Source organism: Achromobacter sp. GW823-FHT04E03, assembly GCF_058796095.1.
The window spans coordinates 30154-55060 of the sequence record NZ_JBXAIJ010000005.1 but is presented as its reverse complement, the minus strand read 5'-3'; the positions used below and the strand labels follow the sequence as shown (position 1 = coordinate 55060).

General features: G+C 67.1%; 20 protein-coding genes and 1 pseudogene. 5 read left to right on the top strand and 16 right to left on the bottom strand.

Features of this window, described 5'->3' with window-relative positions; all coding sequences use genetic code 11:
- The first annotated feature begins 21 nt into the window (after positions 1-21).
- Positions 22-1206, top strand: a complete 1185-nt coding sequence (locus AC1RHV_RS27675; protein WP_054451528.1) for an acetate/propionate family kinase — start codon at positions 22-24, stop codon at positions 1204-1206.
- Positions 1203-1976, top strand: coding sequence for an enoyl-ACP reductase FabI (gene fabI / locus AC1RHV_RS27670; protein ID WP_492302324.1), 774 nt, complete (start codon positions 1203-1205; stop codon positions 1974-1976). The genes AC1RHV_RS27675 and fabI overlap by 4 nt, the downstream gene beginning before the upstream one ends.
- 24 nt (positions 1977-2000) lie before the next feature.
- Here fabI and AC1RHV_RS27665 read toward each other — a convergent pair whose 3' ends face one another.
- The 4 genes from AC1RHV_RS27665 to tkt all read right to left on the bottom strand — a co-directional run bounded on the left by AC1RHV_RS27665 (position 2001) and on the right by tkt (position 8197).
- Positions 2001-3689 (bottom strand): SulP family inorganic anion transporter, encoded by a 1689-nt coding sequence (locus AC1RHV_RS27665; RefSeq protein ID WP_082400760.1) that lies wholly within the window; start codon positions 3687-3689, stop codon positions 2001-2003.
- A gap of 157 nt (positions 3690-3846) precedes the next feature.
- Positions 3847-5043: a phosphoglycerate kinase gene (locus AC1RHV_RS27660; RefSeq protein ID WP_119451049.1), complete on the bottom strand. Its 1197-nt coding sequence runs from the start codon at positions 5041-5043 to the stop codon at positions 3847-3849.
- Between the two features lie 92 nt (positions 5044-5135).
- Positions 5136-6146, bottom strand: coding sequence for a type I glyceraldehyde-3-phosphate dehydrogenase (gene gap / locus AC1RHV_RS27655; RefSeq protein ID WP_013395726.1), 1011 nt, complete (start codon positions 6144-6146; stop codon positions 5136-5138).
- 14 nt (positions 6147-6160) lie between these two features.
- Positions 6161-8197, bottom strand: a complete 2037-nt coding sequence (gene tkt / locus AC1RHV_RS27650; RefSeq protein WP_054451532.1) for a transketolase — start codon at positions 8195-8197, stop codon at positions 6161-6163.
- Between the two features lie 162 nt (positions 8198-8359).
- Here tkt and AC1RHV_RS27645 point away from each other — a divergent pair, with 162 nt between their 5' ends.
- Positions 8360-9091, top strand: a complete 732-nt coding sequence (locus AC1RHV_RS27645) for a 16S rRNA (uracil(1498)-N(3))-methyltransferase (RefSeq protein WP_492302321.1) — start codon at positions 8360-8362, stop codon at positions 9089-9091.
- A 10-nt stretch (positions 9092-9101) separates the two neighbouring features.
- Here AC1RHV_RS27645 and AC1RHV_RS27640 read toward each other — a convergent pair whose 3' ends face one another.
- The 4 genes from AC1RHV_RS27640 to AC1RHV_RS27625 form a co-directional block, all read right to left on the bottom strand.
- On the bottom strand, positions 9102-9569 hold the full coding sequence (locus AC1RHV_RS27640; RefSeq protein ID WP_054451534.1) for a barstar family protein: 468 nt from the start codon (positions 9567-9569) through the stop codon (positions 9102-9104).
- Positions 9566-10798, bottom strand: coding sequence for a patatin-like phospholipase family protein (locus AC1RHV_RS27635; RefSeq protein WP_082400761.1), 1233 nt, complete (start codon positions 10796-10798; stop codon positions 9566-9568). Before AC1RHV_RS27635 ends, AC1RHV_RS27640 begins: the two co-directional genes overlap by 4 nt.
- Complete coding sequence (locus tag AC1RHV_RS27630; RefSeq protein WP_175162117.1) at positions 10779-13067, bottom strand: NADP-dependent malic enzyme; 2289 nt, start codon at positions 13065-13067, stop codon at positions 10779-10781. Before AC1RHV_RS27630 ends, AC1RHV_RS27635 begins: the two co-directional genes overlap by 20 nt.
- A gap of 142 nt (positions 13068-13209) precedes the next feature.
- Entirely contained in the window at positions 13210-14097 is an 888-nt protein-coding gene (locus tag AC1RHV_RS27625) for an FAD-binding protein (RefSeq protein WP_492302319.1), read from the bottom strand.
- Positions 14098-14139: 42 nt separating this feature from the next.
- Between AC1RHV_RS27625 and AC1RHV_RS27620 the strand changes: the two genes are divergently transcribed.
- Positions 14140-15300 carry a pyridoxal phosphate-dependent aminotransferase gene (locus tag AC1RHV_RS27620; RefSeq protein WP_054451536.1) on the top strand — a complete coding sequence of 387 codons (1161 nt, stop codon included), beginning with the start codon at positions 14140-14142 and terminating at the stop codon, positions 15298-15300.
- A gap of 72 nt (positions 15301-15372) precedes the next feature.
- Here AC1RHV_RS27620 and AC1RHV_RS27615 read toward each other — a convergent pair whose 3' ends face one another.
- A complete protein-coding gene (locus AC1RHV_RS27615; protein WP_054451537.1) occupies positions 15373-16191 on the bottom strand; it encodes a lytic transglycosylase domain-containing protein in 819 nt (272 codons plus the stop codon).
- An 81-nt stretch (positions 16192-16272) separates the two neighbouring features.
- Between AC1RHV_RS27615 and ubiD the strand changes: the two genes are divergently transcribed.
- Positions 16273-17817, top strand: coding sequence for a 4-hydroxy-3-polyprenylbenzoate decarboxylase (gene ubiD / locus AC1RHV_RS27610; RefSeq protein WP_054451538.1), 1545 nt, complete (start codon positions 16273-16275; stop codon positions 17815-17817).
- 43 nt (positions 17818-17860) lie between these two features.
- On the opposite strand, the gene AC1RHV_RS27605 is transcribed toward ubiD, so the two are convergent.
- From AC1RHV_RS27605 to AC1RHV_RS27575, 7 genes and pseudogenes are all read right to left on the bottom strand, one after another.
- Positions 17861-18331, bottom strand: coding sequence for a hypothetical protein (locus AC1RHV_RS27605; RefSeq protein WP_492302316.1), 471 nt, complete (start codon positions 18329-18331; stop codon positions 17861-17863).
- A 509-nt stretch (positions 18332-18840) separates the two neighbouring features.
- Positions 18841-19209 (bottom strand): hypothetical protein, encoded by a 369-nt coding sequence (locus AC1RHV_RS27600; RefSeq protein WP_346547257.1) that lies wholly within the window; start codon positions 19207-19209, stop codon positions 18841-18843.
- A 3-nt stretch (positions 19210-19212) separates the two neighbouring features.
- Positions 19213-19629, bottom strand: coding sequence for a phage holin family protein (locus AC1RHV_RS27595; protein WP_054451540.1), 417 nt, complete (start codon positions 19627-19629; stop codon positions 19213-19215).
- 69 nt (positions 19630-19698) lie between these two features.
- Positions 19699-20016, bottom strand: a complete 318-nt coding sequence (locus AC1RHV_RS27590) for an ElaB/YgaM/YqjD family protein (protein WP_013395739.1) — start codon at positions 20014-20016, stop codon at positions 19699-19701.
- Positions 20017-20099: 83 nt separating this feature from the next.
- Positions 20100-20825 carry a hypothetical protein gene (locus AC1RHV_RS27585; RefSeq protein WP_082400762.1) on the bottom strand — a complete coding sequence of 242 codons (726 nt, stop codon included), beginning with the start codon at positions 20823-20825 and terminating at the stop codon, positions 20100-20102.
- A 128-nt stretch (positions 20826-20953) separates the two neighbouring features.
- On the bottom strand, positions 20954-23683 hold the full coding sequence (locus tag AC1RHV_RS27580) for a nitrate reductase (protein WP_492302315.1): 2730 nt from the start codon (positions 23681-23683) through the stop codon (positions 20954-20956).
- Positions 23684-23704: 21 nt separating this feature from the next.
- Positions 23705-24907, bottom strand: a pseudogene (locus AC1RHV_RS27575) (NAD(P)/FAD-dependent oxidoreductase); the annotation flags it as partial.

The window sequence follows — 24907 nt, the reverse complement described above, 5'->3', positions numbered from 1 at the left end:
GGAATCCGGAATCACAGCGCCATGACCGACACCATCCTCGTCATCAACGCCGGCAGTTCCAGCATCAAGTTCTACCTGTACGACATCGACGGGGCGCAGGAGCTGGCCCCGCGCCTGGGCGGCCAGCTCGAAGGCATAGGCACCTCGCACCCGAAGCTGAAGGTGCGCGACGCCGCCGGCCAGACCCTGGTCGAACGCGAAATCGCGCCCAGCCACGCGCCCGACGTGCCCAACGGCCAGGAAGTCGTCGGCACCTGGCTCAGCGGCCACCTGGGCGGCGCCCCGCTGGCGGTAGGCCACCGCGTGGTGCACGGCGGCCCCGAGCTGTCCGAGCCGGTGCTGATCGACGACGCCATCCTGGCCAAGCTCGACACCTTCACGCCGCTGGCGCCGCTGCACCAGCCGAACAACCTGGCGCCCATCCGCGTGATCCGCGAGCGCCGGCCCTGGATTCCGCAGGTCGCCTGCTTCGACACCGCGTTCCACCGCAGCCACTCCGACGTGGCCGACCGCTACGCGCTGCCGGAACGGCTGTACCAGGAAGGCGTGCGCCGCTACGGCTTCCATGGCCTGTCCTACGAGTACATCGCGCAGCGCCTGAAGAAAGCGCTGCCGGACATCGCCGACGGCAAGATCATTGCGGCCCATCTGGGCTCGGGCGTTTCCGCCTGCGCCATGCATCACGGCAAGAGCGTGGACAGCACCATGGGCTTCACCGCGCTGGAAGGCCTGCCCATGGGCACCCGCCCCGGCCGCCTGGATCCGGGCGTGGTGCTGTGGATGATGGAACGCGGCATGACCCATGACGAGATCGAGCACCTGCTCTATCACGACTGCGGCATGAAGGGCCTGTCCGGCATCAGCAACGACATGCGCGAACTGCTGGCCAGCGACGCGCCCTCGGCCAAGCTGGCGCTGCAGTACTTCGCCTGGCGCGTGGCCGAAGGCATGATAGGCCTGGCCTGCGCCATGAACGGCGTGGACGGCATCGTCTTCACCGCCGGCGTGGGCGAGAATTCCGCCGAGATCCGCCAGGCCATCAGCGAGCACTGGGGCTGGCTGGGCATCAAGCTGGATCCCGAACGCAACGCCCGCCATGGCCCCCGCATCTCGGCCGACGACAGCCGCATCGGCGTCTACGTGGTGCGCACCAACGAAGAACTGATCATCGCCCAGCACACGCTGGAACTGGTGAGGCAGCGATGAGCGCGCTGCTGCCGCTGGCGGGCAAGCGCGGCCTGGTGACGGGCATCGCGAATGCGGATTCGATCGCCTGGGGCTGCGCCAAGGCCTTCCGCGCCCTGGGCGCGGAGCTGGCCGTGACCTACCTGAACGACAAGGCCCTGCGCCACGTGGAGCCGCTGGCCCGCCAGGTGGAGGCGCCGCTGCTCTTGCCGCTGGACCTGATGCGCGAGGGCCAGCTCGAAGCCGTGTTCGACAGCGTCGCCGCCGAATGGGGCCAGCTGGATTTCGTGCTGCATTCCATCGCCTTCGCCCCGCGCGACGACCTGCATGGCCGCGTGGCCGACTGCTCGCGCGAGGGCTTTTTGCAGGCCATGGATGTGTCCTGCTGGTCCTTCATCCGCATGGCCAAGCTGGCCGAGCCGCTGATGCGCAACGGCGGCGCGTTGTTCTGCATGAGCTACTACGGGTCGCAGATGGTGGTCGAGCACTACAACATGATGGGGCCGGTAAAGGCCGCGCTGGAGTCCGCCACCCGCTACCTGGCGGCGGAACTGGGCCCGCAGGGCATACGCGTGCACGCGATATCACCAGGGCCGCTGAAGACGCGCGCCGCCTCGGGCATCGCCGAATTCGATACGCTGCTGGACCGCGCCCAGTCCAAGGCTCCCGCGCGCAGCCTGGTGTCCATCGACGACGTGGGCGAAGCCACCGCCTGGCTCGCGACCGACGCCGCCCGCCGCATGACGGGGCAGACGATATACATCGACGGCGGCTACCACATCATCGATTAAGCCAAGGCGCCCAGCCGGGGCGCCTTAGCCCAGCGCCGCGGGCGGTGCCTGGCGCCAGCGTTCGATCGCTTCCACGGCCTGCTCGGGGCTGCCGAAGATCTTGTCGCGGCCGATCTTCTTGACCAGGCCGGAGCGTTCCAGCGCGGTGCGGAACTGGCCGTGTCCGCCCGCCACCAGCAGCGTGATGCCGCGCTCGTCCAGCACATGCTTCAGTTCATACAGCGCCTCGACTGCGTCGGCATCGGCCTGGGTCATGGCTTCGGCGTCCAGCACGAACCAGCGCACGTCGCCTGCCTGCTCGATGACCTCGCGCGCACGCCGGCGGAAGGCGTCGGCGTTGAAGAACCACACCGAAGACTCGAACAGCCAGATCACCGTGCCCGGTACCGGCTGGGCCTCGGGATTCAGGTGCAGCTTGCCCAACACCGTTTCGCCGGGCAAACGGCCCAGCAAGGCGTCGCGCGGATTGCCCGACACGTACATCGCATACAGCAGCGTGGCGCCCACCGACACGGCCACGCCCTGCAACACGCCAAAGCCCACCACGCCCACCGCGGCAAGGATGCCGAACGCCAGCTCGATGCGCGAGATGCGCGCCAGGCGCATGAAGGCGTGCCCATCGAACAAGCTGATGGCGGCCAGCAGCAGGATGGCCGACAGCACGGCCTGCGGCAGCCAGAACAGCGGCCCGCTCAAAAGGCTCACCACCACCGCCAGCGCCAGCGCCGCGGTGACGCTGACCAGCGGCGAAGAACCACCAGCCACCAGTCCCACCGCCGTGCGCGAGTCCGCGCCCGTCACCACGAAGCCCTGGAACAGGCCCGCCGCCATATTGGCCGCGCCAAAGCCCACCAGCTCGCGGTTGGGATCCACGTGTTCGCCCGTGCGTGCGGCGAAGCTGCGCGCCGTCACGATGCCGCTGGAGAAGCTCACCACCAGCACACCCGCCGCGCCCAGCAGGATGCCGTCCACGCCCTCCAGGCGCACCGGCAGGCTCAGGGCCGGCAAGCCGGCAGGCACTTCTCCCACGACGGCGATGCCCAGGCCGGGGAAGTTGAACAGCCAGGACAGCACGCAGGCCAGCACCACCAGCAGGATGGGGCCGGGCCAGTTCGGCCGCCAGCGCTTGACCGCCACCAGCAAGGCGCAGGACGTCAGGCCCAGGATCAGGGTGGGAATCTGGATTTCCGGCAGGCGCCGCGACAGCTCCAGGAACGGATGCACCAGTCCGCTGTTGCGCAGGCCCACGCCAGTCAGGCCGCTCAACTGCGACAACGCCAGCGTGATCGCCACGCCCGCCATGTAACCGATCAGCACTGGCCGCGACAGCAGGTTGGCCAGCACGCCCAGCCGCAGGGCGCGCGCGATCAGGCAGCCCACCCCCACCGTCAGGGCGATGCCAGTGGCGGCCACCAGCCGGTCTTCCGGCGTGGTCAGCGCCATGCCGGTCAGGGTGGCGGCGATCAGGGTGCAGGTGGCAGTATCGGGCCCGACGATCAAGGTGCGCGACGAGCCGAACAAGGCATAGCCCAGCATCCCGGCGATCGCCGCCCACAGGCCCGCCACCGGCGGCACGCCCATCATGGCGGCATAGGCCAGGCCCACCGGGAGCGCCACCGCCGCCACGCTCAGGCCGGCGGTGATGTCACGCCGCGCCGATTCCCGGGTGATGCCGCGGAAATTGTTGAGGCCGGGAATGAAGCGTAGGTTCATGGTGCTGCGGAGAAATCGGGGATGAAGCGAGCCCGGGGCGCGCCGGTTTGCGCCAAGGCTACACCAAGCCAGCCAAACCTGGGCAGCCTGGATCAAGGCGCCGGCATAAAAAAAGCCGCCCCATCGGGGCGGCTTCGGCCTTGCATGGCAAGACGTATTACTTGGCGTAGCGGGCTTCCAGCACGGCCACGGCAGGCAGGGTCTTGCCTTCCAGGAATTCCAGGAAAGCGCCGCCGCCGGTCGAGATATAGCCCACCTGCTCGCCGATGCCGTACTTGGCAATGGCGGCCAGGGTGTCGCCGCCGCCGGCGATCGAGAAGCCTTCCGATTCGGCGATCGCCCGCGCCACCACTTCGGTGCCGTTGGCGAACTGGTCGAATTCGAACACGCCGACCGGGCCGTTCCACACGATCGTGCCGGCCTGCTTCAGGATCTCGGCCAGTTGCGCCGCGGTCTTGGGACCGATGTCCAGGATCATGTCGTCGTCGGCTACGTCTTCGGCCGCCTTGACGGTGGCTTCGGCGTCGGCGCCAAAGGACTTGGCGCACACCACGTCCACCGGAATCGGCACGGCCGCGCCGCGCTGCTTCATGATGTCGATCACGGCGCGCGCCTGGTCGACCTGATCGGGTTCAGCCAGCGACTTGCCGATGGACAGGCCGGCAGCCAGCATGAAGGTGTTGGCGATGCCGCCGCCCACGACCAGCTGGTCGACCTTGTCGGCCAGCGATTGCAGGATCGACAGCTTGGTCGACACCTTGGAGCCGCCCACGATGGCGACCAGCGGACGCTTGGGCTCGTGCAACGCGCGGCCCAGGGCTTCCAGTTCGGCGGCCAGCAGCGGGCCGGCGCAGGCCACGGGTGCGAAACGCGCGATGCCGTGGGTGGTGGCTTCGGCGCGGTGGGCGGTGCCGAACGCATCGTTGACGTAGACGTCGCACAGCGCGGCCATCTTCTTGGACAGCGTTTCGTCGTCTTTCTTTTCGCCGACGTTGACGCGGCAGTTTTCCAGCAGCACGACCTGGCCGTGATCGACCTGGACGCCGTCGACCCAGTCGCGCACCAGCTGCACAGGCATGCCCAGCAGTTCGGACAGGCGCTGGCCGACCTTGGCCAGCGAATCGGCTTCGGTCAGCACGCCTTCCTTGGGACGGCCCAGGTGGGAGGTGACCATGACGGCGGCGCCGGCGTCCAGCGCCATGCGGATGCCGGGCACCGAGGCGCGGATGCGGGTGTCTTCGCTGATGCGGCCGGCGTCGTCGAACGGCACGTTGAGATCGGCGCGGATGAACACGCGCTTGCCGGACAGGGCGCCGGACTTGGCCAGCGCGGACAGAGTGTTGACCTTGGACATATTTGGATTCCTACGATGGGCGTACAAAGGGGACGAACCCATTTTCCGCATACGCGGAAAACAAATCCGTCCCCTCTATCTAGCCGTGTTGCTTACTTGGCCGACATCAGCGCGACGGTGGTGTCGAGCATGCGGTTCGAGAAGCCCCACTCGTTGTCGTACCAGGACGAGACCTTGACCAGGCGGCCCGAAACCTTGGTCAGCGACGCGTCAACGGTGCTGGAGGCCGGGTTGTGGTTGTAGTCGACCGAAACCAGGGGCTCGGTGTTGTAGTCCAGGATGCCCTTGAGCTCGCCTTCCGAGGCGGCCTTCAGGATGCCGTTCACTTCTTCGGCGGTCGTGTCGCGGCTGGCCACGAACGACAGGTCGACCAGCGACACGTTGATGGTCGGGACGCGGATGGCGTAGCCGTCCAGCTTGCCGTTCAGTTCCGGCAGCACCAGGCCCACGGCGGCGGCAGCGCCGGTCTTCGTGGGGATCATGCTCATGGTGGCCGAACGCGCGCGGCGCAGGTCTTCGTGGTAGACGTCGGTCAGGACCTGGTCGTTGGTGTAGGCGTGGACGGTGGTCATCAGGCCGTTTTCCAGGCCCAGCTTGTCGTTCAGCGGCTTGACCAGGGGGGCCAGGCAGTTGGTGGTGCACGAAGCGTTGGAGATGACGGTGTCGGTGGCCTTCAGCACGCCGTGGTTCACGCCGTACACGATGGTGGCGTCAACGTCCTTGCCGCCGGGGGCCGAGATGATGACTTTCTTGGCGCCGCCCTTGATGTGCGCGCCGGCCTTTTCCTTGGTCGTGAAGAAGCCCGTGCACTCCAGCACCACGTCGACCTTCAGCTCGCCCCAGGGCAGCTCGGCCGGGTTGCGGTTGGCCAGCACGCGGATCTTGTCGCCGTTGACGACCATGAAGTCGCCGTCGACTTCGACGGTGCCCGGGAACTTGCCGTGGGCGGTGTCGTAGCGCGTCAGGTGCGCGTTGGTCTTGGGATCGCCCAGGTCATTGATGGCGACGATTTCGATATCGTGCTTCTTGCCACCTTCGTAGTGGGCACGCAGGATGTTGCGGCCGATGCGACCGTAACCGTTGATGGCGACGCGAATGGTCATGACTAAGCTCCTTTTTACAAAACTTGCTTGACGGTCTCGGCCACCTTGTCGGCGGTCAGCCCGAAGAACTTGAACAGTGCGCCGGCCGGCGCGGATTCACCGTAGCGGTCGATGCCGACGACGGCGCCTTCCAGGCCCACGTACTTGTGCCAGAAGGCGGTAACCCCGGCTTCGACGGCCACCCGCGGCAGGCCCTTGGGCAGCACGGATTGCTTCCAGGCGGCGTCCTGGCGGTCGAACACGTCGGTGCTGGGCATGGAGACCACGCGCACGGCGATGCCGTCCTTGGCCAGCTGCGCCTGCGCGTCCAGCGCGATGGCGACTTCCGAGCCGGTGGCAATGATGACTGCGCGGGCGCCTTCGGCATCGCGCAGCACATAGCCGCCGCGGGCGATGGCCTCGACGGTGGCGGCGTCGCGCTGCACGAACGGCAGGTTCTGGCGCGACAGCAACAGGGCCGTCGGGCCGCCGTCGTGCACGTCCATGCCGATGCTGGTCGGGCGCGTCACGGCCGCGTTCCAGGCCACGGCGGTTTCAGCCGTATCGCAAGGACGCCACAGCGACAGGTTGGGGATCAGGCGCAGGCTGGCTGCGTGTTCGATCGACTGGTGGGTCGGGCCGTCTTCGCCCAGGCCGATGGAATCGTGGGTGAACACGTGGACCACGCGCTGCTTCATCAGCGCGGCCATGCGGATGGCGTTGCGCGAGTAGTCGGAGAACGTCAGGAACGTGCCGCCGAACGGCAGGTAGCCGCCGTGCAGGGCCACGCCGTTCATGATGGCGGCCATGCCGAATTCGCGCACGCCGTAGTTGATGTGGCGGCCGAACTGGATGCCCTTGTCGCCGGCGCGGACGGCGGCAACGCCCTTCCAGTCGGTGAAGTTGGAACCGGTCAGGTCGGCCGAGCCGCCCAGCATTTCCGGCAGCAGCGGCGCCAGCGCGGTGATGGCGAACTGCGACGCCTTGCGGGTGGCGACGGTTTCGGCCTTTTCCAGCGTGGCGTCCAGGAACGCCTTGAACTGTTCGGCGTAGCCGGCGGGCATTTCGCCCTTCATGCGGCGCTTGAATTCAGCGGCTTCGGCGGGGAATTCGGCGGCGTAGGCGTCGAACGCCGACTGCCATTCAGCCTGGGCGGCGGCGCCCTGCTTGCGGCCATCCCAGCCGTCGTAGATGTCTTGCGGAATCTGGAACGGTTCCGACGACCAGCCCAGCGCGGCGCGGGTGGCGGCGATCTCGTCCTTGCCCAGCGGCGCGCCGTGCACGTTGTGCGTGCCGGCCATGTTGGGCGAACCCTTGCCGATGACGGTGCGGCAGACGATCAGCGTGGGTTTTTCCGATTGCGAACGCGCGGCCTTGATGGCGGCGTCCACGGCGGCGACGTCATGGCCGTCGATGCCGCGGATCACGTTCCAGCCGTAGCCTTCGAAGCGCTTGGCGGTGTCGTCGGCAAACCAGTGTTCCACGTGGCCGTCGATGGAAATGCCGTTGTCGTCATACAGCACGACCAGCTTGCCCAGCTTCAGCGTGCCAGCCAGCGAGCAGACTTCGTGCGAGATGCCTTCCATCAGGCAGCCGTCGCCGGTGAAGGCGTAGGTGTGGTGGTCGACGATGGTGTGGCCGGGCTTGTTGAATTCAGCAGCCAGCAGCGCTTCGGCCAGCGCCATGCCCACGGCATTGCCCAGGCCCTGGCCCAGCGGACCGGTGGTCGTTTCCACGCCCGGGGTGATGCCCACTTCGGGGTGGCCCGGCGTCTTGGAATGCAGCTGGCGGAAATTCTTCAGTTCTTCGATCGGCAGGTCGTAGCCGGTCAGGTGCAGCAAGGCGTAGATCAGCATCGAGCCGTGGCCGTTGGACAGCACGAAGCGGTCGCGGTTGGCCCAGGCGGGATCCTTGGGATTGTGACGCAGGTTGCCGGCCCACAGGGCTTGGGCGATTTCCGCCATGCCCATGGGAGCACCCGGGTGCCCGGAGTTCGCTTGTTGCACGGCGTCCATCGCGAGGGCGCGGATGGCATCCGCCAAGGCAAGTTTAGGGGCGGTCGGATTGCTCATTCGGAAGGCTCTTTGAAGCTGGCGGGCCTACGGTCAAAATAGGGGCCAGTTGAGTAGGTTGCGAAGCATGGGATTTTAGCATCCAGGGGTTTCCCCGACGCCATCGGCCATAAGGCGGCCCGTGCTAGGCTTCCTTTCTGAATAAAAGAACCATAGATGTCCATGTCAGCCCCCCGCTTCTTCTGCGATATCCCCCTGAGTACCGGCGCCCGCGTGGCGCTTCCCGAAGCCCTGGCGCACCACGCGCTGCGCGTGCTGCGCCTGCGCGCGGGCGAGGCCGTCGCGCTGTTCAACGGCCAGGGCGGCGAGTATCCCGCCACGCTCGAAGTCGAAGGCAAGGCTGGTTTTGCCCAGTTGGGTGAATTCCTGCCGCGCGAGGCCGAACTGGACGGACGCGTCACCCTGGTGCAGGGCCTGCCTTCCGGGGACAAGATGGACTGGGTGGTGGAAAAGGCCGTGGAGCTGGGCGCCGCGCGCGTCAGCCCCATCGCCGCCCAACGCAGCGTGCTGCAGCTGTCGGGCGCCCGGCTCGACAAGCGCGTGGCGCATTGGCAGCGCATCGCGCAGTCCGCCAGCGAACAATGCGGCCGCAACCGGCTGATGACGGTGGACGCGCCGCTGACCCTGGCCGAATGGCTGCAACAGCCCGCCGAGGGCCTGCGCCTGCTGTGCCACCCGGAAGCGCAGGACGATCTTGCCGGCGCGCTGCGGGCCGCCCCCGGCCTGCAGGCGCTGACCCTGCTGGTGGGGCCGGAAGGAGGATGGTCGGACAAGGAATTGGCCCAGGCCCGCGAGGCGGGCGTGCAGGCGGTGCGATTCGGCCCCCGGGTGCTGCGCACCGAAACCGCGGGGCTGGCGCTGCTGTCAGCGGCCAGCGCGCTAATGGCCTGGTAGAACGGCCGGGTCAGTGGTCTTCGCCGTAGGGCGCTGCCGCTACCCCGGGCTCGGGGTCCGGATGGCGTCCGGCGTGTTCGATGACATACGAAAAAACGCGGCCGTTTTCGCGGGCGAAATCGGCCGCGTCGGAGCAGACGGTTTCGATGCGGCCCGAGTCTTCTTCCAGTGCCGGATCGCCCGAATGCAGCTTGTACAGCCACAGCACCACGCCGGTCTTGTGGTCCAGCACGGTATCGCACAGGCAGTCGTAGAGGGCGTCCAGGTTGCCGCCGAAGTATTCGGGGAAATCCACTGCCTTGACGATGGCGCGCAGCACCGCGGAACGGCTGCGGGCAGGATCGCAATTGGCGACGAACAGGGCCAGGCCAAGCTCATGGGCGGCGTCCACCACGGCCTTCTTGTCCAGCCCGTCATGGGCCAGCGCACCGCCGCGCATCAGTTGCCGCTGCAGAGTAGATTGGCCATTGCGCGTCATGCCTGAGCCCCCTTGAAAAAGGCGATCACTTCGTCGTTACGCTGCATCGTATCGGCATAACCCAGTTCAATCAATCGCTTGGTGTAGCTGGATTCAAATAAGAGGTAGGACATCAGCGAACCGCCGCCGGGACGGTCTGGATCGGACGATACACCGAGTACGCGGAAAAGAGCACGGGCCTGGGCCGGCATATCCTGCAAATGTTCCAGCGCCATGACGTCCAGCGACTGGCTGGGCGTGATCGTCAGGACCTCGATGCGGCGCGCATGCCCGTGCTGCGCGCCTTCCGGGCCGGACTGATCCATCAGGAAGTTGATGCGCTCCAGGCGCTCGACGTCGGCCGACAGGCCGTCCAGGAAGATGCTGGCCAGCGCATGCCCGCCGACCTGGGCCAGCGACGGGTAAGGCGGCGAGTCTTCGCGGTTTTCCGGGTGGGTTTCGTCGCGGAAACCCGTGCCGATCACCAGCACGCGATGCGCGCCCAGGTGAATGGCCGGACTGATGGGCGCGAGCTGGCGCATCGAACCGTCGCCGCACCACTCCCCCTTGCCGTGCACCTGCACCTGCCGGGCCGGAAAGACGAAGGGGATGGCGGACGAAGCCATCAGGTGATCGATGCCGATGGGCGTGGGCAACGCCAGGCGCAGATAGCGGTGCCAGGGCTCGATGGGCGTGTGCGCCTGGTAGAAGGTCAGGTGCTCGCCACTGGTGTAGCCCGAGGCCGTGATCGCCAACGCCGACAGCGCGCCGGTTTCCAGGTTGGTGCGCAGATGCTGGAAGTCCAGCACCCGCTCCAGCAGAGCCTGCATGGGACTGTTGTCCAGCAGCGAATGGGGCCGCTTGCGCGTCAGGCCCGAGTACATCCACCCCAGCGACAGCAGGCCCAGCCAGCGCACGCCGGTACGGATCAGGCCGGGCGCGTCGGCCCGGTAGATCATGTCGGTATTCAGGGAAGACCACAGCCGGCGGATGCGGCGCACGCCCAGATGGGGCCGGTCGGCGCGGCAGGCCAGCGCGGCGGCATTGATGGCGCCGGCGGACGTGCCGCAGATGATGTGAAAGGGATTCTGGAAACGCGAATGCCAGTCCGGATCCAGCAATTCCATGATGGCGCTGAGCACGCCCACCTGATAGGCGGCGCGAGCGCCGCCTCCGGTCAGGACCAGGCCGGTCGGCGTGCGCGGGCACGCCGGACCGGGTGGCGTCACGTCAACGCGGCGTATTGACATCGACCACCGTCATCGCGGTCATGTTGACGATGCGGCGCACGGTGGAGCTGGAGGTCAGGATGTGCACCGGTGCGTTGGCGCCCAGCAGGAACGGACCCACCGCAACGTTGCTGCCTGCGGCGGTCTTCAACAGGTTGTAGGCGATGTTGCCCGAGTCCACGTTCGGGCACACCAGCAGATTGGCCTGACCCTTGAGCGTGGACGACGGCAGGATGCGCATGCGCAGCGCTTCGTCCAGCGCGCAGTCGCCGTGCATTTCACCGTCGATCTCGAGTTCCGGCGCGGCCTGGCGCACCAGTTCCAGCGCGCGGCGCATCTTCGCGCCCGAGGCCGAACTGCCCGAACCGAAGTTCGAGCGCGACAGCAGCGCGACCTTGGGCGCCAGGTACATGCGGCGCATCTCGTTGGCGGCGGCGATGGTGAATTCGGCGATCTGCTCGGCCGAAGGTTCATCGTTGACGTGCGTGTCCACCAGCACCACCGTGCGCTCGTTGAGCAGCAGGATGTTCATGGCGGCATACACGTTGTGGCCGGGGCGGCGGCCGATGACCTCGTCCACGAAGCGCAGGTGATCATGGTAGGCGCCGACCGAACCGCAGACCATGCCGTCGGCGTCGCCCAGGCGCACCATCATGGCGCCGATCAAGGTCATGCGGCGGCGCATTTCCACACGCGCCATTTCCTTGGTGATGCCGCGGCGGCACATCAGCTCCCAGTACGTGGTCCAGTACTGGTGGAAGCGTTCATCGTATTCGGGATTGGTGACTTCGACGTCTTCTCCGAGGCGCAACCGCAGGCCCAGCTTTTCGATGCGGGTCAGCAGTACCGACGGACGGCCCACCAGGATGGGACGGGCCAGGCCTTCATCGACGATCACCTGCACCGCGCGCAGCACGCGCTCGTCTTCGCCTTCAGCGAACACGATGCGCGCTGGGCCGCCCTCGCGCACGATGCGCTTGGACGCCGAGAACAGCGGCTTCATGAAGGCGCCCGAGTGGTACACGAACTGCTGCAGCTGCTCTTCGTAGGCTTCCAGGTCCGCCAGCGGACGCGTGGCCACGCCGCCTTCCATCGCGGCCTTGGCCACCGCCGGCGCAATGCGCACGATCAGGCGCGGATCGAAAGGCTTGGGGATCAGGTATTCAGGGCCGAACGAAATATCGAAGGTGCCGTAGGCCGCGGCCACGACTTCGTTCTGTTCTTCTTCCGCCAGCTCGGCGATGGCGTACACCGCCGCCTTTTCCATTTCACGGGTGATGGTGGTGGCGCCCACGTCCAGCGCGCCGCGGAAAATGTACGGGAAGCACAGCACGTTGTTGACCTGGTTCGGATAGTCCGAACGGCCGGTCGCCATGACCACGTCGTCGCGCACCGATTGCGCCAGTTCCGGCAGGATCTCGGGCGTGGGATTGGCCAGCGCCAGGATCAGCGGGCGCGGACCCATGGCCGCGACCATTTCCGGCTTGAGCACGCCGCCCGCCGACAGGCCCAGGAACACGTCGGCGCCCTGGATCACTTCGGCCAGCTTGCGGGCGTCGGTCTTTTGCGCGAAGCGCGCCTTGTCCGGATCCATCAGCACCGTGCGGCCTTCGTAGACCACGCCTTCGATGTCGGTGACCCAGATGTTTTCCAGCGGCAGGCCCAGGTCCACCATCAGGTCCAGGCAGGCCAGCGCGGCGGCGCCTGCGCCCGAGGTCACCACCTTCACCTGCTTGATGTCCTTGCCCACGACCTTCAGGCCGTTGATGAAGGCGGCGGACACACAGATCGCGGTGCCGTGCTGGTCGTCGTGGAAGACGGGGATCTTCATGCGCTCGCGCAGCTTGCGCTCGACGGTGAAGCACTCCGGGGCCTTGATGTCTTCGAGGTTGATGCCGCCGAAGGTGGCTTCCAGGCCCGCGATGATCTCGACCAGCTTGTCCGGGTCGGTCTCATTGATTTCGATATCGAAGACGTCCAGGCCGGCGAACTTCTTGAACAGCACCGCCTTGCCTTCCATCACCGGCTTGGAAGCCAATGCGCCGATGTTGCCCAGGCCCAGCACCGCGGTGCCGTTGGTGATCACGCCCACCAGGTTGCCGCGCGCCGTGTAGCGGTACACATTGGCCGGATCGGCCACGATTTCTTCGCAGGCCGCCGCCACGCCAGGCGAGTACGCCAGGGCCAGGTCCCGCTGGTTGGTGAGCTGCTTGGTCGGCGTGACCGAGATTTTGCCGGGGCGTCCAAGCTCATGATATTCAAGGGCGGCTTTGCGGAGATTGGCATCCATAGGGGCGGCTACTGGCTAGAGTGTGTGACACGAAAGGGGGGAATTCTATTCCGATGGCGGGCGCCGCGATACCTCGGCAATGCCCGCCTGCCCCTTGGATAAGCGGGCTCGTCCCATGTTAGCGCTGGCTTACAAATTGTCGCTATTCCGCGATGTGGAATGAGAGAAAACGTCCATCGGGATCGAACAGGGCCTTCACCCGAGAGTCCAGGCGGGTGGTAGCCAGCCCCGGCGGCTCGTTCGGGCAGGCAGGAGCGTGCGGCGCCGGCCCGGCGTCTGCCAGTGTCACCGACTGCACCCAGGCCAGCGTGCCGCCATGCCCCAGTAGCAGATGCGCCAGGTTGACGGTGGCGGGCGCTTCCGGCTTGAGCGCGTCCAGCCGGTAGCGGCCCAGCCAATGCTCGCCGTCCCGGGTGGCGAAGGCGTCCCCCCCCGACGCCAGCTGGAACAGCGCCGGCACCAGGCGCTGCACGGTGGCGGAACGCAAGGGCTGGACGTCCGACTCGCCGAACGGCCCCAACGTTTCCTCTATGCCGTCAGCCAGCATCACCTCCAGCGCCACCACGCCGGAGTCGGCGCAGCGCCCGGCGGGCCAGTGGGCCTTGGCCGCCAGCCATGCAGCCAGCGTCAAGCCCCCGGGCAGGCCGGCGAACTGGCGCAGCCCGGCCTGCGCCAACATCGCCAGCGGCGTGCCCGGCTGCGCGCGCCAGCGCCCGGTTTCGCCGGACAGGCGCACCAGGCCGGTCATGGCGGACGGGTCCACCGTGAGGAGCGGACCATGGACGGTCTCGAAAGGCCCTTCGGCGCCCGCCAGCGCCAGCGTCACGCGGTACTCGGCGCACAGCGTGCGCGCGTGCGCCACATCCGCGTCGCGCGCCGGCGTCAGCAGGCCCCGCGGGCCGCCCTCTCCCGCCTCGCCCGAGTCTCGGACAGATCCCTGACAGAGCAGGCTCAACCGCTCCATGAAGGCCGACCACGGGCTGCGGGCCGGACGACGGCCCAGGAGGAAAGCGCGCCGGGATGGCTGCATGACTACAATTCCTTTTTCGCTACAAACGCCTTCGAGAATCCGATGCCCCGCCTTGCCCATCGCACCAATGACTTCCTGACCTTCCAGGTAATGGAACTATTCAAGCAGGCGCAAGCGCTGCAGGCGGCCGGCAAGGACATTATCAGCCTGGGCATCGGCGAACCGGACTTTACCGCGCCCCCCCAGGTCGTGGAAGCGCTGGAGCGCGCGGCGCGCGCCGGCCTCAGCGGCTACAGCCCCTCGGCCGGCCTGACGCCGCTGCGCGAGGCCATTGCCCAGTTCTACCACGAGCAGTTCGGCGCCAGGATCAACCCGGCTCGCGTGATCGTCACCGCGGGCGCCTCCGGCGCCCTGACGCTGGCCTGCGCGGCGCTCGTCAACCAGGGCGGAGAAGTGCTGATGCCGGATCCGTCCTACCCCGCAAACAGCAATTTCGTGCTGGCGGCGGGCGGCGTGCCGCGCCTGATCCCCAGCACGGCGGCCAAGCGCTTCCAGCTGTCGGCGCAGGACGTGGCCAGCCACTGGACGCCCGCCACCCAGGGCGTGCTGGTCGCCTCGCCCAGCAACCCTACCGGCACCTCCATCGACCATGGCGAGCTGGCCGAGCTGCTGGCGCAGGTCCGCGCCCGCGACGGCTTCGCCATCGTCGATGAAATCTACCTGGGACTGTCCTATGAAGGCCAGCCGCGCTCGGCCCTGACGCTGGACGACGACGTCATCGTCATCAACAGCTTCTCGAAGTACTTCCACATGACGGGCTGGCGCCTGGGCTGGATGATCGTGCCCGAGGACATGGTGGCGCCGGTGGAGAAAATCGCCGCCAGCCTGGCGATCTGCGCGCCCACGCTGGCCCAGCATGCCGCGCTGGCCTGCTTCCAGCCAGGAGCAATGAAGACCTTCGAACACCGCCGCGAGGCCTTCAAGCAGCGCCGCGACTACCTGCTGCCGGAATTCGAGCGCATGGGGATCCAGGTGCCGGTGAAGCCCGACGGCGCCTTCTATATTTATGCCGACATCGCCAACCTGGGCATGGATAGCGCCGCGTTCTCACAGCGCCTGCTGCTGGAGGCCGGCGTGGCCGCGGTGCCGGGCCTGGACTTCGGTCCGGCCCACGGCAAGCACACCATGCGCTTTTCCTATGCCACGGGCCTGGACCGTCTGGAAGAGGCCGTCGCCCGCATCGGCCGGCTGCTGCAGGGCTGAGTCCGACAGCCAAACCGCGAAAAACAAAGCGCGTCCCTAGGGACGCGCTTTGCATTCAGGCCAGGACGGGAATCAGTCGCGCGCCAGCGCGATCCCGGAGGCCAGCGCCAGGCGGCGGCGTTCCGCCTGCACCTTGGCGCCGTAGCCGTTGTCGTCCGGTCCCGTGGCGCCGACGTAGCATGCCAGGCCGCCATCGACCGAGCCGCGGCGATTGATGCAATCGCGCAGGATCGTGGCTCCGACCCCAATATTTGCGGCCGGGTCCAGCGCGGTCTTGCCGACCGCGTCGAATTTGTCCTGGTGCACGCTGGTCATCACCTGCATCAGTCCCTGGGCGCCCACGTGGCTTTCGGCCAGCGGGTTGTAGCGGGACTCGATGGCGATCACGGCCAGCACCAGCAGCGGGTCCAGCTTCTTTTCGCGGCTTACCTTGTACACGGTATTCAGCAGCGGGCCGGTGGCGTCATACGCGACCTTGTACTTGCGCGAAATATAGTTGCGCAAGGCTTCTGCCTGCGGGCCAGTGGCGCTCATCGCAACGGGCTTGGGCGCCGCAGGCGCGACACGGGCGGGCCCCAGCATGCCGGTGGCATTGCTGGCGGGAGCAGAAGGAACGGCCATGGCAATTGCCGACGACATGTCGGAACCCAGTTCGGAACCGGCTTCGGATTCGGTGCCGGTTTGCATGGATGTAGGCGCTAGGGCGGTCAACAAGGCTTTGTGCACTTGCAATGCCTGGTCGCGCAAACCAGGCAGGGCGAATCCCATGCTTACCGTCACAATGACCGCAATGCCCAGATAAACGGAGCAAATGCGCAGGGACTCGGCAAGATATTGGTGCACTCCTTGGGCCAGGCTTCGGAACAGGCTGGCCACTGACGCATCGGGCATAAAACCTCCTGCGTTAAAAAGAGGGAGTCAATGTTAACCTCTCTGTCTACCCAATATGTAACCAAATAGCTGGGATCTGTAGTGAAATACCGCGACCTTAGAGACTTCATCGCCCAACTTGAACGCATGGGCGAGCTCAGACGCATCGCTGCGCCGGTGTCCACCCGGCTGGAAATGACTGAAATATCCGACCGCGTCCTGCGTGCGGAGGGCCCTGCCCTGCTGTTCGAAAACGCGCAGCACAATGGCCAGACGGCGCAGATGCCGGTGCTGGCCAACCTGTTCGGCACCCCGGCCCGCGTCGCCCGCGGCATGGGCGCCGACGACGTCAGCGCCCTGCGCGACATTGGCGAACTGCTCGCTTCGCTGCGCGAGCCCGAAGCGCCCAAGGGCCTGCGCGATGCGTTGGCCAAGGTCTCGATGCTGAAGTCCGCGCTGTGGGACATGAGCCCCAAGAACGTCAAAAGCCCCGCCTGCCAGGAAATCGTCTGGGAAGGCAAGGACGTCGACCTGAACCGCCTGCCGATCCAGACCTGCTGGCCCGGCGACGTGGCGCCGCTGTTGACCTGGGGCCTGGTGATCACGCGTGGCCCCAACGCCCGCCGCCAGAACCTGGGCATCTACCGGCAGCAATTGCTGGGCCCCAACAAGCTGATCATGCGCTGGCTGTCGCACCGCGGCGGGGCGCTGGATTTCCGCGACCACGCCCTGGCGCATCCCGGCACGCCCTTCCCCATCGCCGTGGCCCTGGGCGCCGACCCGGCCACCACGCTGGGCGCGGTCACGCCGGTGCCCGACAGCCTGTCCGAATATCAGTTCGCCGGCCTCTTGCGCGGATCCCGCACCGAGGTTGCCAAGGCGCTGGGCAGCGACCTGTCCGTGCCGGCCTGGGCCGAGATCGTGCTGGAAGGCCACCTGCTGCCGTCATCCGACCCGCGCGCCATCGCGCCCGTCGTGCCCGAAGGCGTCAACCCGCCGCCGAACACCGATTACGAAATGGCGCTGGAAGGTCCCTACGGCGACCACACCGGCTACTACAACGAGCAGGACTGGTTCCCCGTCTTCACGGTGGAGCGGATCACGATGCGGCGCAATCCCATCTACCACTCCACCTACACCGGCAAGCCGCCCGACGAGCCCGCCGTGCTGGGCGTGGCGCTCAACGAGGTCTTCGTGCCGCTGCTGCGCCGCCAGTTGCCCGAGATCGTGGACTTCTACCTGCCGCCGGAAGGCTGCAGCTACCGCCTGGCAGTGGTGTCGATCCGCAAGCAGTATGCCGGCCACGCCAAGCGCGTCATGTTCGGCCTGTGGAGCATCCTGCGCCAGTTCATGTACACCAAGTTCATCGTGGTGGTGGACGAGGACATCAATCCGCGCGACTGGAAGGAAGTGGTCTGGGCGATGACCACCCGCATGGACCCGGTGCGCGACACCTTGCTGGTGGAAAACACGCCCATCGACTACCTGGACTTCGCCTCGCCGGTCTCCGGCCTGGGTGGCAAGATGGGCATGGACGCCACCAACAAATGGCCCGGCGAGACCAATCGGGAATGGGGCACCCCCATCACCATGGATGCGGACGTCAAGAAGCGGGTGGATGAGATGTGGGGGCAGCTGGGGCTGTAAACAGCGGGCGGGCGCAGCGCCCCTCCGATATGCAACCTGGATTTCAGCGGGGCAGGATCAGAAAATGCTGATCCTGCCCTGGATCCAGCCGGGCGACCAAGGCACTGTTCTCCTGCGCACTGCGCGCAACCAATCCCGTCAGCACGGCCAACGAATTGACCCGATGCGTCTGCGCCAGATGCTGAAAGCGTCTGATTTCAGCCGACGAGCAAGCCCGTCGCGCATTCCGCAATAGGCCATTGGCCTGCAATAGCCGCAGGTTTTCCGGGTGGATCAGTTCCAGCAGACTTTCTGCCTTTGCCGCCTTTTCCTCCAAGTGCTGCACGGCATCCGTCTCGGTCAGCACGCCGTAGCGCTTCCAAGCCGGCTCATGGTGAAACAGGCGATTGCGGAAGTCGCGCAGCGTGGCGACCAGATCGTGCACATGAGCAAGCATCGCGCCAGCCTGGCGTAGCGGCCATTTTCCACGAAACACGGCGGACAAATGCTTGGGCCAGATCAGTCCGCGCCCCATGAACTCCCCGTCCAGCAGAAACTCCCAGGTCGGCCACCAGCGCCTGGTCGATGGCGTTGCGCAGGGTGACCTCTACCGCGCCCATCAGGGGGTACAGGGCACCGCAGGCATGCGCATTCCATAGATACGCCCCCACCAGCTCCATGTCATTCGCCGGCTGGAATACGCTCTGATAGCTGCCGATGCGTTCGTTGGTGATGAGCGTATCGATCAGCAGTGGACGGTACTGCAATGTATGGGGCATATCGCCGAACCTGGAAGAAGGGTCAGGCCGTCGCCGTTGACGGTGGCCGATGGAAATACATACAATCTTCGTAAGGTTGGTGATGGCTTCCAATGGGCGCAAGCCTACGACCCATCATGTAAGACCTGATACCCACCCCGGCCTGGAGCCGGGGCTTTTGCTTTCTGGCTGGCCCGAATCGGCAAGCAGAACGTTGCGCCAGCCCCAGCATAAAAAAACCCGCCAAAAACAATGGCGGGTTTTTTTGTTGGGCGAAGCCGCAGCCTCAGCGCTTGCCAGCGTCCAGATCATCATCACGGCGCGAGTTCTGCCAGGCCTTGAACAATTGCCAGCCGACAAAGGCGCCGCCGGCGATCTTCAGAAGCTTGGAGCGCTTGCCGCCGCGCATGATCATGGCGGACAGCGATGAACTGACGATGGGATAGCGACGCGCCAGGCTGATTGCCTGCAAGGCCCAGCGCGATGCGCCTCCGGAAGCCAGACCCGGCAGCAGCCCCTTGAGGAGCGCGGCCGGTTCCAGCTTGCGTCCGGTGGACGCGATGCTCTGCGCCAGCGATTCGCGTTCGATGGCGGCGCGGGCGCGCAGCAGTTCGATGCGCACGGCGCGGTCGACGGTGGGAGACCTTTTCGTCATGCTTCAGCCCTCCTCGCGCCGGCGCGCCTGCGCTTCGTCGTCGTCCTGCGCGTCGCGCACCCGATCCAGCAATTCAGCGTCGCGCCCAAGCTCTTCGAGCGTGGCCGCGAACGGCGGCGCGCCGTAGACCAGCCCGCGGCGCACCGCCACCAGCAAGGCCACGCCAACCAGACCGTAGAAACCCGCCAACAGGCCCAGGGCCAGATAGCGGTCTTCAGTGGGCCAGAACGCCACCGCGACCGTGACGGTGAAGACCAGCACCGCCAGCGTCAGGAACAGCAGCGCAGCAAACGCCATGCCCAAGAGCTTGAGCAGGCGCGCCTTTTCGTCCGCTGCTTCCAGAGCCAGCAATTCCAGGCGCGTGCGCAACAGCCCGACCACGCTGGAGGCAACGCCGAAAACAGATTTTCGTAGACCCATGGCTGAGAAGGACGCCGGGCGGGAAGCGCGGCCTTGCGCCCGCGCCGCCCGCCCGGACGTCCTGCCCTATCAGCGGCGGCTGATCAGCAAGCCGAGCAGCAGGCCGGTCACGCCTGCGATGCCGATGGCTTGCCAGGGATTGTCGTGCACGTAGTCATCGGTCGCGCGGGCAGCCTTGCGGCCGCGTTCCAGCACGGCGTCCTGCGCTTCGTACAGGGCTTCACGCGTGCGCTTCAGGGACGTCAGCGCACGGTCGCGCAATTCGTTGGCCTTGTCGCCCGTGCTGCTGGCAGCTTCGCGCAGCAGGCTTTCGGCGTCATTCAGGCTGGACTTGACACTGTCGATGAGTTTTTCTTTTGCGACTTCTTCGGATTTTCTCGTGGCCATTATTTGAGCTCCTGTTGTGTGTCAATGACGGAACCATCATACCAGCCGCCATGCGGGAGACACGGCGCGCTTGCTACGGTGTGCTACTTGATTTGCGTAATCTCAACGGCGGATTTGACGCCGCCCTGATCGATGTCCTGCTTCATCACCAGATTGATCGCCGGACAGTACCAGTCCGTCACGGTGGTGTTCATGCCGGGGATGGGAATGGTCAGGCCCTGGAACGTGGCCATGGTGGGATCCGAATTGCGGGTGTAGGTAATCGGATGGCAGGACTGCGCGCCCAGCGCGGTGCTCACCGAAGTCTTCTGCCCCACGGTTTTCTCGCCGATGCGCACCGTGGTGCTGGGCTGGCCGCCGACGGGCGCCTCCTTGCCAATCTTCAGGCGGAACGACGAGCCAGGCAATTTCTGGCCGGCGCTGAGTTTGCCGTCATAGGCGAAGAGACCCAGCATGCGCAGGTCGAACTGGCCTTCGGAAGGCTTGGGCGCTTCGCCCGCGGAGGCATAGCGCAGGAAGGTAGCCTGGCCGCCCTTGACCGTCATCAGGTAATCCAGCTTGGACTTGCCCGGGGGCAGGCCCGCATAGCTGAACGTGGCCACGCCCTGCACGCGCGCGCGGCAGTTGTCGCCATTGCTTTTTGTAACTTCGGCGAAAGTAAGGTCGGCGCCCAGCGCCAGATTGCCGCTGCCGGTCAGTTGCACCGCGCCGCCGTCATGCATGAACTGCGCATCGCACACGCCGGCCTGCGCCGCAGCGGCCGCGCCCAGCGCGCCCACCGTAAAAACCAGGGATGCCATTTTTCGCATCGTCACAAGCCACTCCATGAATCCGGATAAAAACCGCCCGCGCCTGGCGCATGGCTGGCTTGATACTACACCGGTTGCGAGACGCGGCGCGTGTCGGAACGTGTCGGCCGCAGCCAAGCTGGCGGCGGCTATGCCGGTGCGGCGGCGCGCGCGGCGCGGCCGATCAGGGCCTGGATCTCCGGCACGCAGGAACCGCAGCCGGTGCCGCAACCCAGCGCAGTCTTCAAGGCCGCCAGATCGCAGCCCCGGGCGATGCCGGCAAGGATCGCGGCCTCGCTCACGCCATTGCAGACACAGACCGTGCGCGAGCGGACCGCGCCCGCAATCCGTCCGGTCAGCAGCGCCGCCACGCTGGCCGGCGCATCGCCGCCGCCGGCCCAGGACAACAGCGCATCCTGCGCCCGCAGATCGCCTGCCAGCAGAAAGCCGCGCAAGGCGCCTTGCTCCACCTTCACCCTGCGCATCTGGCCGCGCGCGGGATCGTCGAAAGCCACGTCGGGCAGGCGCAGGTCCAGCGCATCCGCCATCGCATCCAGGACCTCTGCCGACGGCGCGGCGGGGGCTGCCAGACGCATCCGCACGCCACCCGCGCCCGCCGGCAGCACGACCGCGTAGTCGAAGCGCCGCAGCCAGGGCGCCAGCCGCGCGCGCAACACGACGCTGTCGCCCTGCAGCCAGCCCGCAGCCTGCCACGCCAGGCCGGCCGGTTCGGCGGACACGGCGCTGTGCTTGAGTTCCGGCTGGCGCGACAGGGGATCGGCAGCCGGATTGGTCAGCGCGTTGACCCCATGTCCCGCCATGTAGGCGCTGCCCCAATGCATGGGCAGGAACACCAGTCCCTCTGCCAGCGAGTCGTCTTCCTGCACGGGTAGCACCACACTACCCCGGCGCGATGCCAGCCTGGCCAGCGCGCCGGCTTCGAGCTTGAGCCGGCGCATGTCCTCGGGATGCATGGACACCCAGGGTTCCTCGACATGCTGCGTCAGCGCGCGGGCCAGGGATGTGCGCGCCATGGTGTGCCAGTGGTCGCGCAAGCGGCCGGTGGTGAGCCGCAGCGGATATTCCGGCGTAGCGGCTTCGGCGACAGGGCGGTAATCCACATCGCAGAAACGGGCGCGTCCGCTGGCGGTGGGGAACATGCCATCGGCATACAGGCGCGCAGTACCCTGCCCTTGCCGATACGGCCATTGCTGCGGTCCGTGCGCATGCAGCGCCGCGTAATCCAGCCCGCTGTAATCCAGGTCCCGGCCCGCGGTTGTGCGGGCATGTTCGGCAAAGACCTCGCTTTCATCCCGATAGGCGAATAGCGCCGCCTTGGGCGGGGCCATGCGGGCGGCCAGGCGCAGCGCGACCTCCTGTGCCAGCCGCCAGTCCGGCAGCGCGTCGCCAGGCGGATCGATCGCGGCGTGCACCCGGCTGATGCGCCGTTCCGAATTGGTCACGGTGCCGGACTTCTCGGGCCAGGTCGCGGCGGGCAGCACCAGGTCGGCGTAGGCCAGGGTCTCGGTGCCTGCATACGCCTCCTGCACGATGACGAAGTCGGCGCGCTCCAGCGCCGCGCGCACCCGGGCCTGGTCCGGCAGGGACTGCGCCGGGTTGGTGGCCGCGATCCACAGCACCTTGATGCGCCCATCCAGCGCCGCGTCGAACATCTCCAGCGCGGTGACGCCCGGCGCCTGCGGCAAGGCGTCCACGCCCCACAGTGCGGCCGTCGCCTCACGGTCGGCCGCCGACGCGGGATCGCGGTGGCCCGGCAGCAGCGTGGCCATGCCGCCCGCCTCGCGCCCGCCCATCGCGTTGGGCTGCCCCGTCAGCGAAAACGGCCCCGCCCCCGGCTTGCCGATCTGCCCGGTCGCCAGATGCAGATGTATCAGGGCGGCGTTCTTGTCGGTGCCGCTGGTCGACTGGTTCAAGCCCATGGTGTAGAGCGACAGCGCCGCGCCGGCCGTGCCGAACCAGCGCGCCGCCTGGACGATGTCCTCCGCCGGCACGCCGCAGATCTCTTGCGCCGCTTGCGGCGTGTACCGCCGCGCGCGCGCCATCAAAGGCTCGAAGCCTTCCGTATGCCGCTGGATGTAGCCGTGGTCCAGCAACCCCTCCTGCTCCATGACATTGAGCATGGCGTGGAACAAGGCCACATCCGTACCCGGCGCCAGCTGCAGGTGCAGATCGGCGAAGGCCGCGGTATCGGTGCGCCGCGGATCCGCGACGATCACCTTGATGCCAGGACGCCGCGCCCGCGCGGCCTCCAGCCGCCGGAACAGCACGGGATGCGCATAGGCCATGTTGGAGCCGGCGATCAGCACCGTGTCCGCCAGGTCCAGGTCCTCGTAGCAGGCCGGTGGCGCATCCGCGCCGAGCGTGCGCTTGTAGCCCGAGACCGCGCTGGACATGCACAGGCGCGAATTGGTGTCGATGTTGTTGGTGCCGGCCAGCGCGCGAGCCAGCTTGTTGAAGACCGCGTAATCCTCGGTCAGCAACTGCCCCGACAGGTAGAAGCCCACCGCGTCCGGGCCATGCTGCGCGATGGCGTCGGCCAGCCTGGCCGCGGCGATATCCAGCGCCCGGTCCAGCGCGATGGCGCGCCGGGGGTGGGCACGCGTCTCGCGCCATTGCGCCGACAGCACACGCGCGCCATCGCGCCGCACCGTTTCCGCCAGCGCCAGGCCCTTGCTGCAGAGCCGGCCATGGTTGGCGGGATGCTGCTCGTCGCCGCGCACGCGCAGCACCGCGCCATCGCGCGCTTGCACCCGCACGCCGCAGCCGGTGCCGCAATAGCAGCATACCGACGCCACTTCGCGCACGCCTTGCGGCGCTGCGTCCGCGATATCGATCCGGCGAATCATGGGCGCGTCCATCCCTTATTCCTCCGCCGCGCCTTCGCCGTGCATGAGCCGCTCGCGCAATGCGCCGATGCGCCGGCCCTCGCGGATCAAGCGCACATACCAGGCGCTATCCGCCGTGTCGCCGTACAGGCAGGCGCCCACCAGCTTGTCGTCGCGGATCACCAGTTTCTTGTAGACGCCGCCAGGCGTATCGGCCAGCGTGATCGACTCGGTCTGTTGCCCTCCGGCGAAATCGCCGGCGGAAAACAGGTCGATGCCGGTGACCTTGAGCCGGGTCGACGTCACGCTGCCTTCGTAGCGGCCAATGCCGTGCAGCGCCAGATGGTTGGCCGCCACCTTCGCCTGCTCATACAACGGCGCGACCAACCCATAGGCGGTGCCGCGATGGCTCACGCACTCACCCACCGCGTAAATGCGCGGGTCATAGGTCTGCAAGGTGTCGCTGACCACCACGCCGCGGTTCACATGCAGCCCGCAACGTTCGGCCAGTTCCGTGTTGGGTCTGACGCCCACCGCCATCACCACCAGGTCCGCCGGAATTTCTGCGCCGTCCGCGAAGCGCAGCGCACGCACCCGCCCGTCGGCCCCGCCCAGGATCTCGCGGGTCTGGCGCCCCAGCAGGAACTTCAGGCCGCGCGCCTCCAGGCCGCGGCGCAGCATGGCCGCGGCGCCGCCGTCCAGCTGCCTGTCCAGCAGCGCTTCCCCCAGATGCACCACGGCCACGTCCATGCCGCGCGCGGCCAGGCCGTTGGCGGCCTCCAGGCCCAGCAGGCCGCCTCCTATCACCACTGCGTGCCGGTAGCGCGAGGACGCCTCTATCATCCGGTTCACGTCGCCAATATCGCGAAAGGCGACGACGCCGTCCAGATCACTACCGGGCACCGGCAGAATGAACGGATTCGAGCCCGTGGCCAGCAACAGCCGGTCATAGGGCGTCTCTGACCCATCGTCCGCCAGCACGGTACGACGGGCGCGGTTGACGCCCACGACCTTGCGGTTCAACAACAGGCGGATGCCGTGGCGGACGTACCAGTCCTCATCGTTGAGCACGATATCCCGCAAGCTCTGTTCGCCGGTCAGCACCGGCGACAGCAGGATGCGGTTGTAGTTGGGATGCGGCTCGGCGCCGAATACCGTGATCTCGTACAGGTCGGGCGTCAGCTTCAGCAGCTCTTCCAGCGTGCGTATGCCCGCCATGCCGTTGCCGACCACCACCAGCTTCTGCTTCGCATCCAT

Excerpts from the sequence above, each read along its gene's own strand:
- AC1RHV_RS27600 (WP_346547257.1), bottom strand. The coding sequence starts at position 19,209 with ATGACGAAAAGGTCTCCCACCGTCGACCGCGCCGTGCGCATCGAACTG.
- AC1RHV_RS27615 (WP_054451537.1), bottom strand. The coding sequence starts at position 16,191 with ATGCCCGATGCGTCAGTGGCCAGCCTGTTCCGAAGCCTGGCCCAAGGA.
- AC1RHV_RS27640 (WP_054451534.1), bottom strand. The coding sequence starts at position 9,569 with ATGACGCGCAATGGCCAATCTACTCTGCAGCGGCAACTGATGCGCGGC.
- gap (WP_013395726.1), bottom strand. The coding sequence starts at position 6,146 with ATGACCATTCGCGTCGCCATCAACGGTTACGGTCGCATCGGCCGCAAC.
- AC1RHV_RS27620 (WP_054451536.1), top strand. The coding sequence starts at position 14,140 with ATGCCCCGCCTTGCCCATCGCACCAATGACTTCCTGACCTTCCAGGTA.
- AC1RHV_RS27585 (WP_082400762.1), bottom strand. The coding sequence starts at position 20,825 with ATGCGAAAAATGGCATCCCTGGTTTTTACGGTGGGCGCGCTGGGCGCG.
- AC1RHV_RS27590 (WP_013395739.1), bottom strand. The coding sequence starts at position 20,016 with ATGGCCACGAGAAAATCCGAAGAAGTCGCAAAAGAAAAACTCATCGAC.
- tkt (WP_054451532.1), bottom strand. The coding sequence starts at position 8,197 with ATGAGCAATCCGACCGCCCCTAAACTTGCCTTGGCGGATGCCATCCGC.
- AC1RHV_RS27665 (WP_082400760.1), bottom strand. The coding sequence starts at position 3,689 with ATGAACCTACGCTTCATTCCCGGCCTCAACAATTTCCGCGGCATCACC.
- AC1RHV_RS27605 (WP_492302316.1), bottom strand. The coding sequence starts at position 18,331 with ATGGGGCGCGGACTGATCTGGCCCAAGCATTTGTCCGCCGTGTTTCGT.
- AC1RHV_RS27630 (WP_175162117.1), bottom strand. The coding sequence starts at position 13,067 with ATGGATGCCAATCTCCGCAAAGCCGCCCTTGAATATCATGAGCTTGGA.
- AC1RHV_RS27645 (WP_492302321.1), top strand. The coding sequence starts at position 8,360 with ATGTCAGCCCCCCGCTTCTTCTGCGATATCCCCCTGAGTACCGGCGCC.
- AC1RHV_RS27675 (WP_054451528.1), top strand. The coding sequence starts at position 22 with ATGACCGACACCATCCTCGTCATCAACGCCGGCAGTTCCAGCATCAAG.
- AC1RHV_RS27625 (WP_492302319.1), bottom strand. The coding sequence starts at position 14,097 with ATGCAGCCATCCCGGCGCGCTTTCCTCCTGGGCCGTCGTCCGGCCCGC.
- AC1RHV_RS27635 (WP_082400761.1), bottom strand. The coding sequence starts at position 10,798 with ATGTCAATACGCCGCGTTGACGTGACGCCACCCGGTCCGGCGTGCCCG.
- AC1RHV_RS27660 (WP_119451049.1), bottom strand. The coding sequence starts at position 5,043 with ATGTCCAAGGTCAACACTCTGTCCGCGCTGGCCAAGTCCGGCGCCCTG.
- fabI (WP_492302324.1), top strand. The coding sequence starts at position 1,203 with ATGAGCGCGCTGCTGCCGCTGGCGGGCAAGCGCGGCCTGGTGACGGGC.
- AC1RHV_RS27595 (WP_054451540.1), bottom strand. The coding sequence starts at position 19,629 with ATGGGTCTACGAAAATCTGTTTTCGGCGTTGCCTCCAGCGTGGTCGGG.
- AC1RHV_RS27580 (WP_492302315.1), bottom strand. The coding sequence starts at position 23,683 with ATGGACGCGCCCATGATTCGCCGGATCGATATCGCGGACGCAGCGCCG.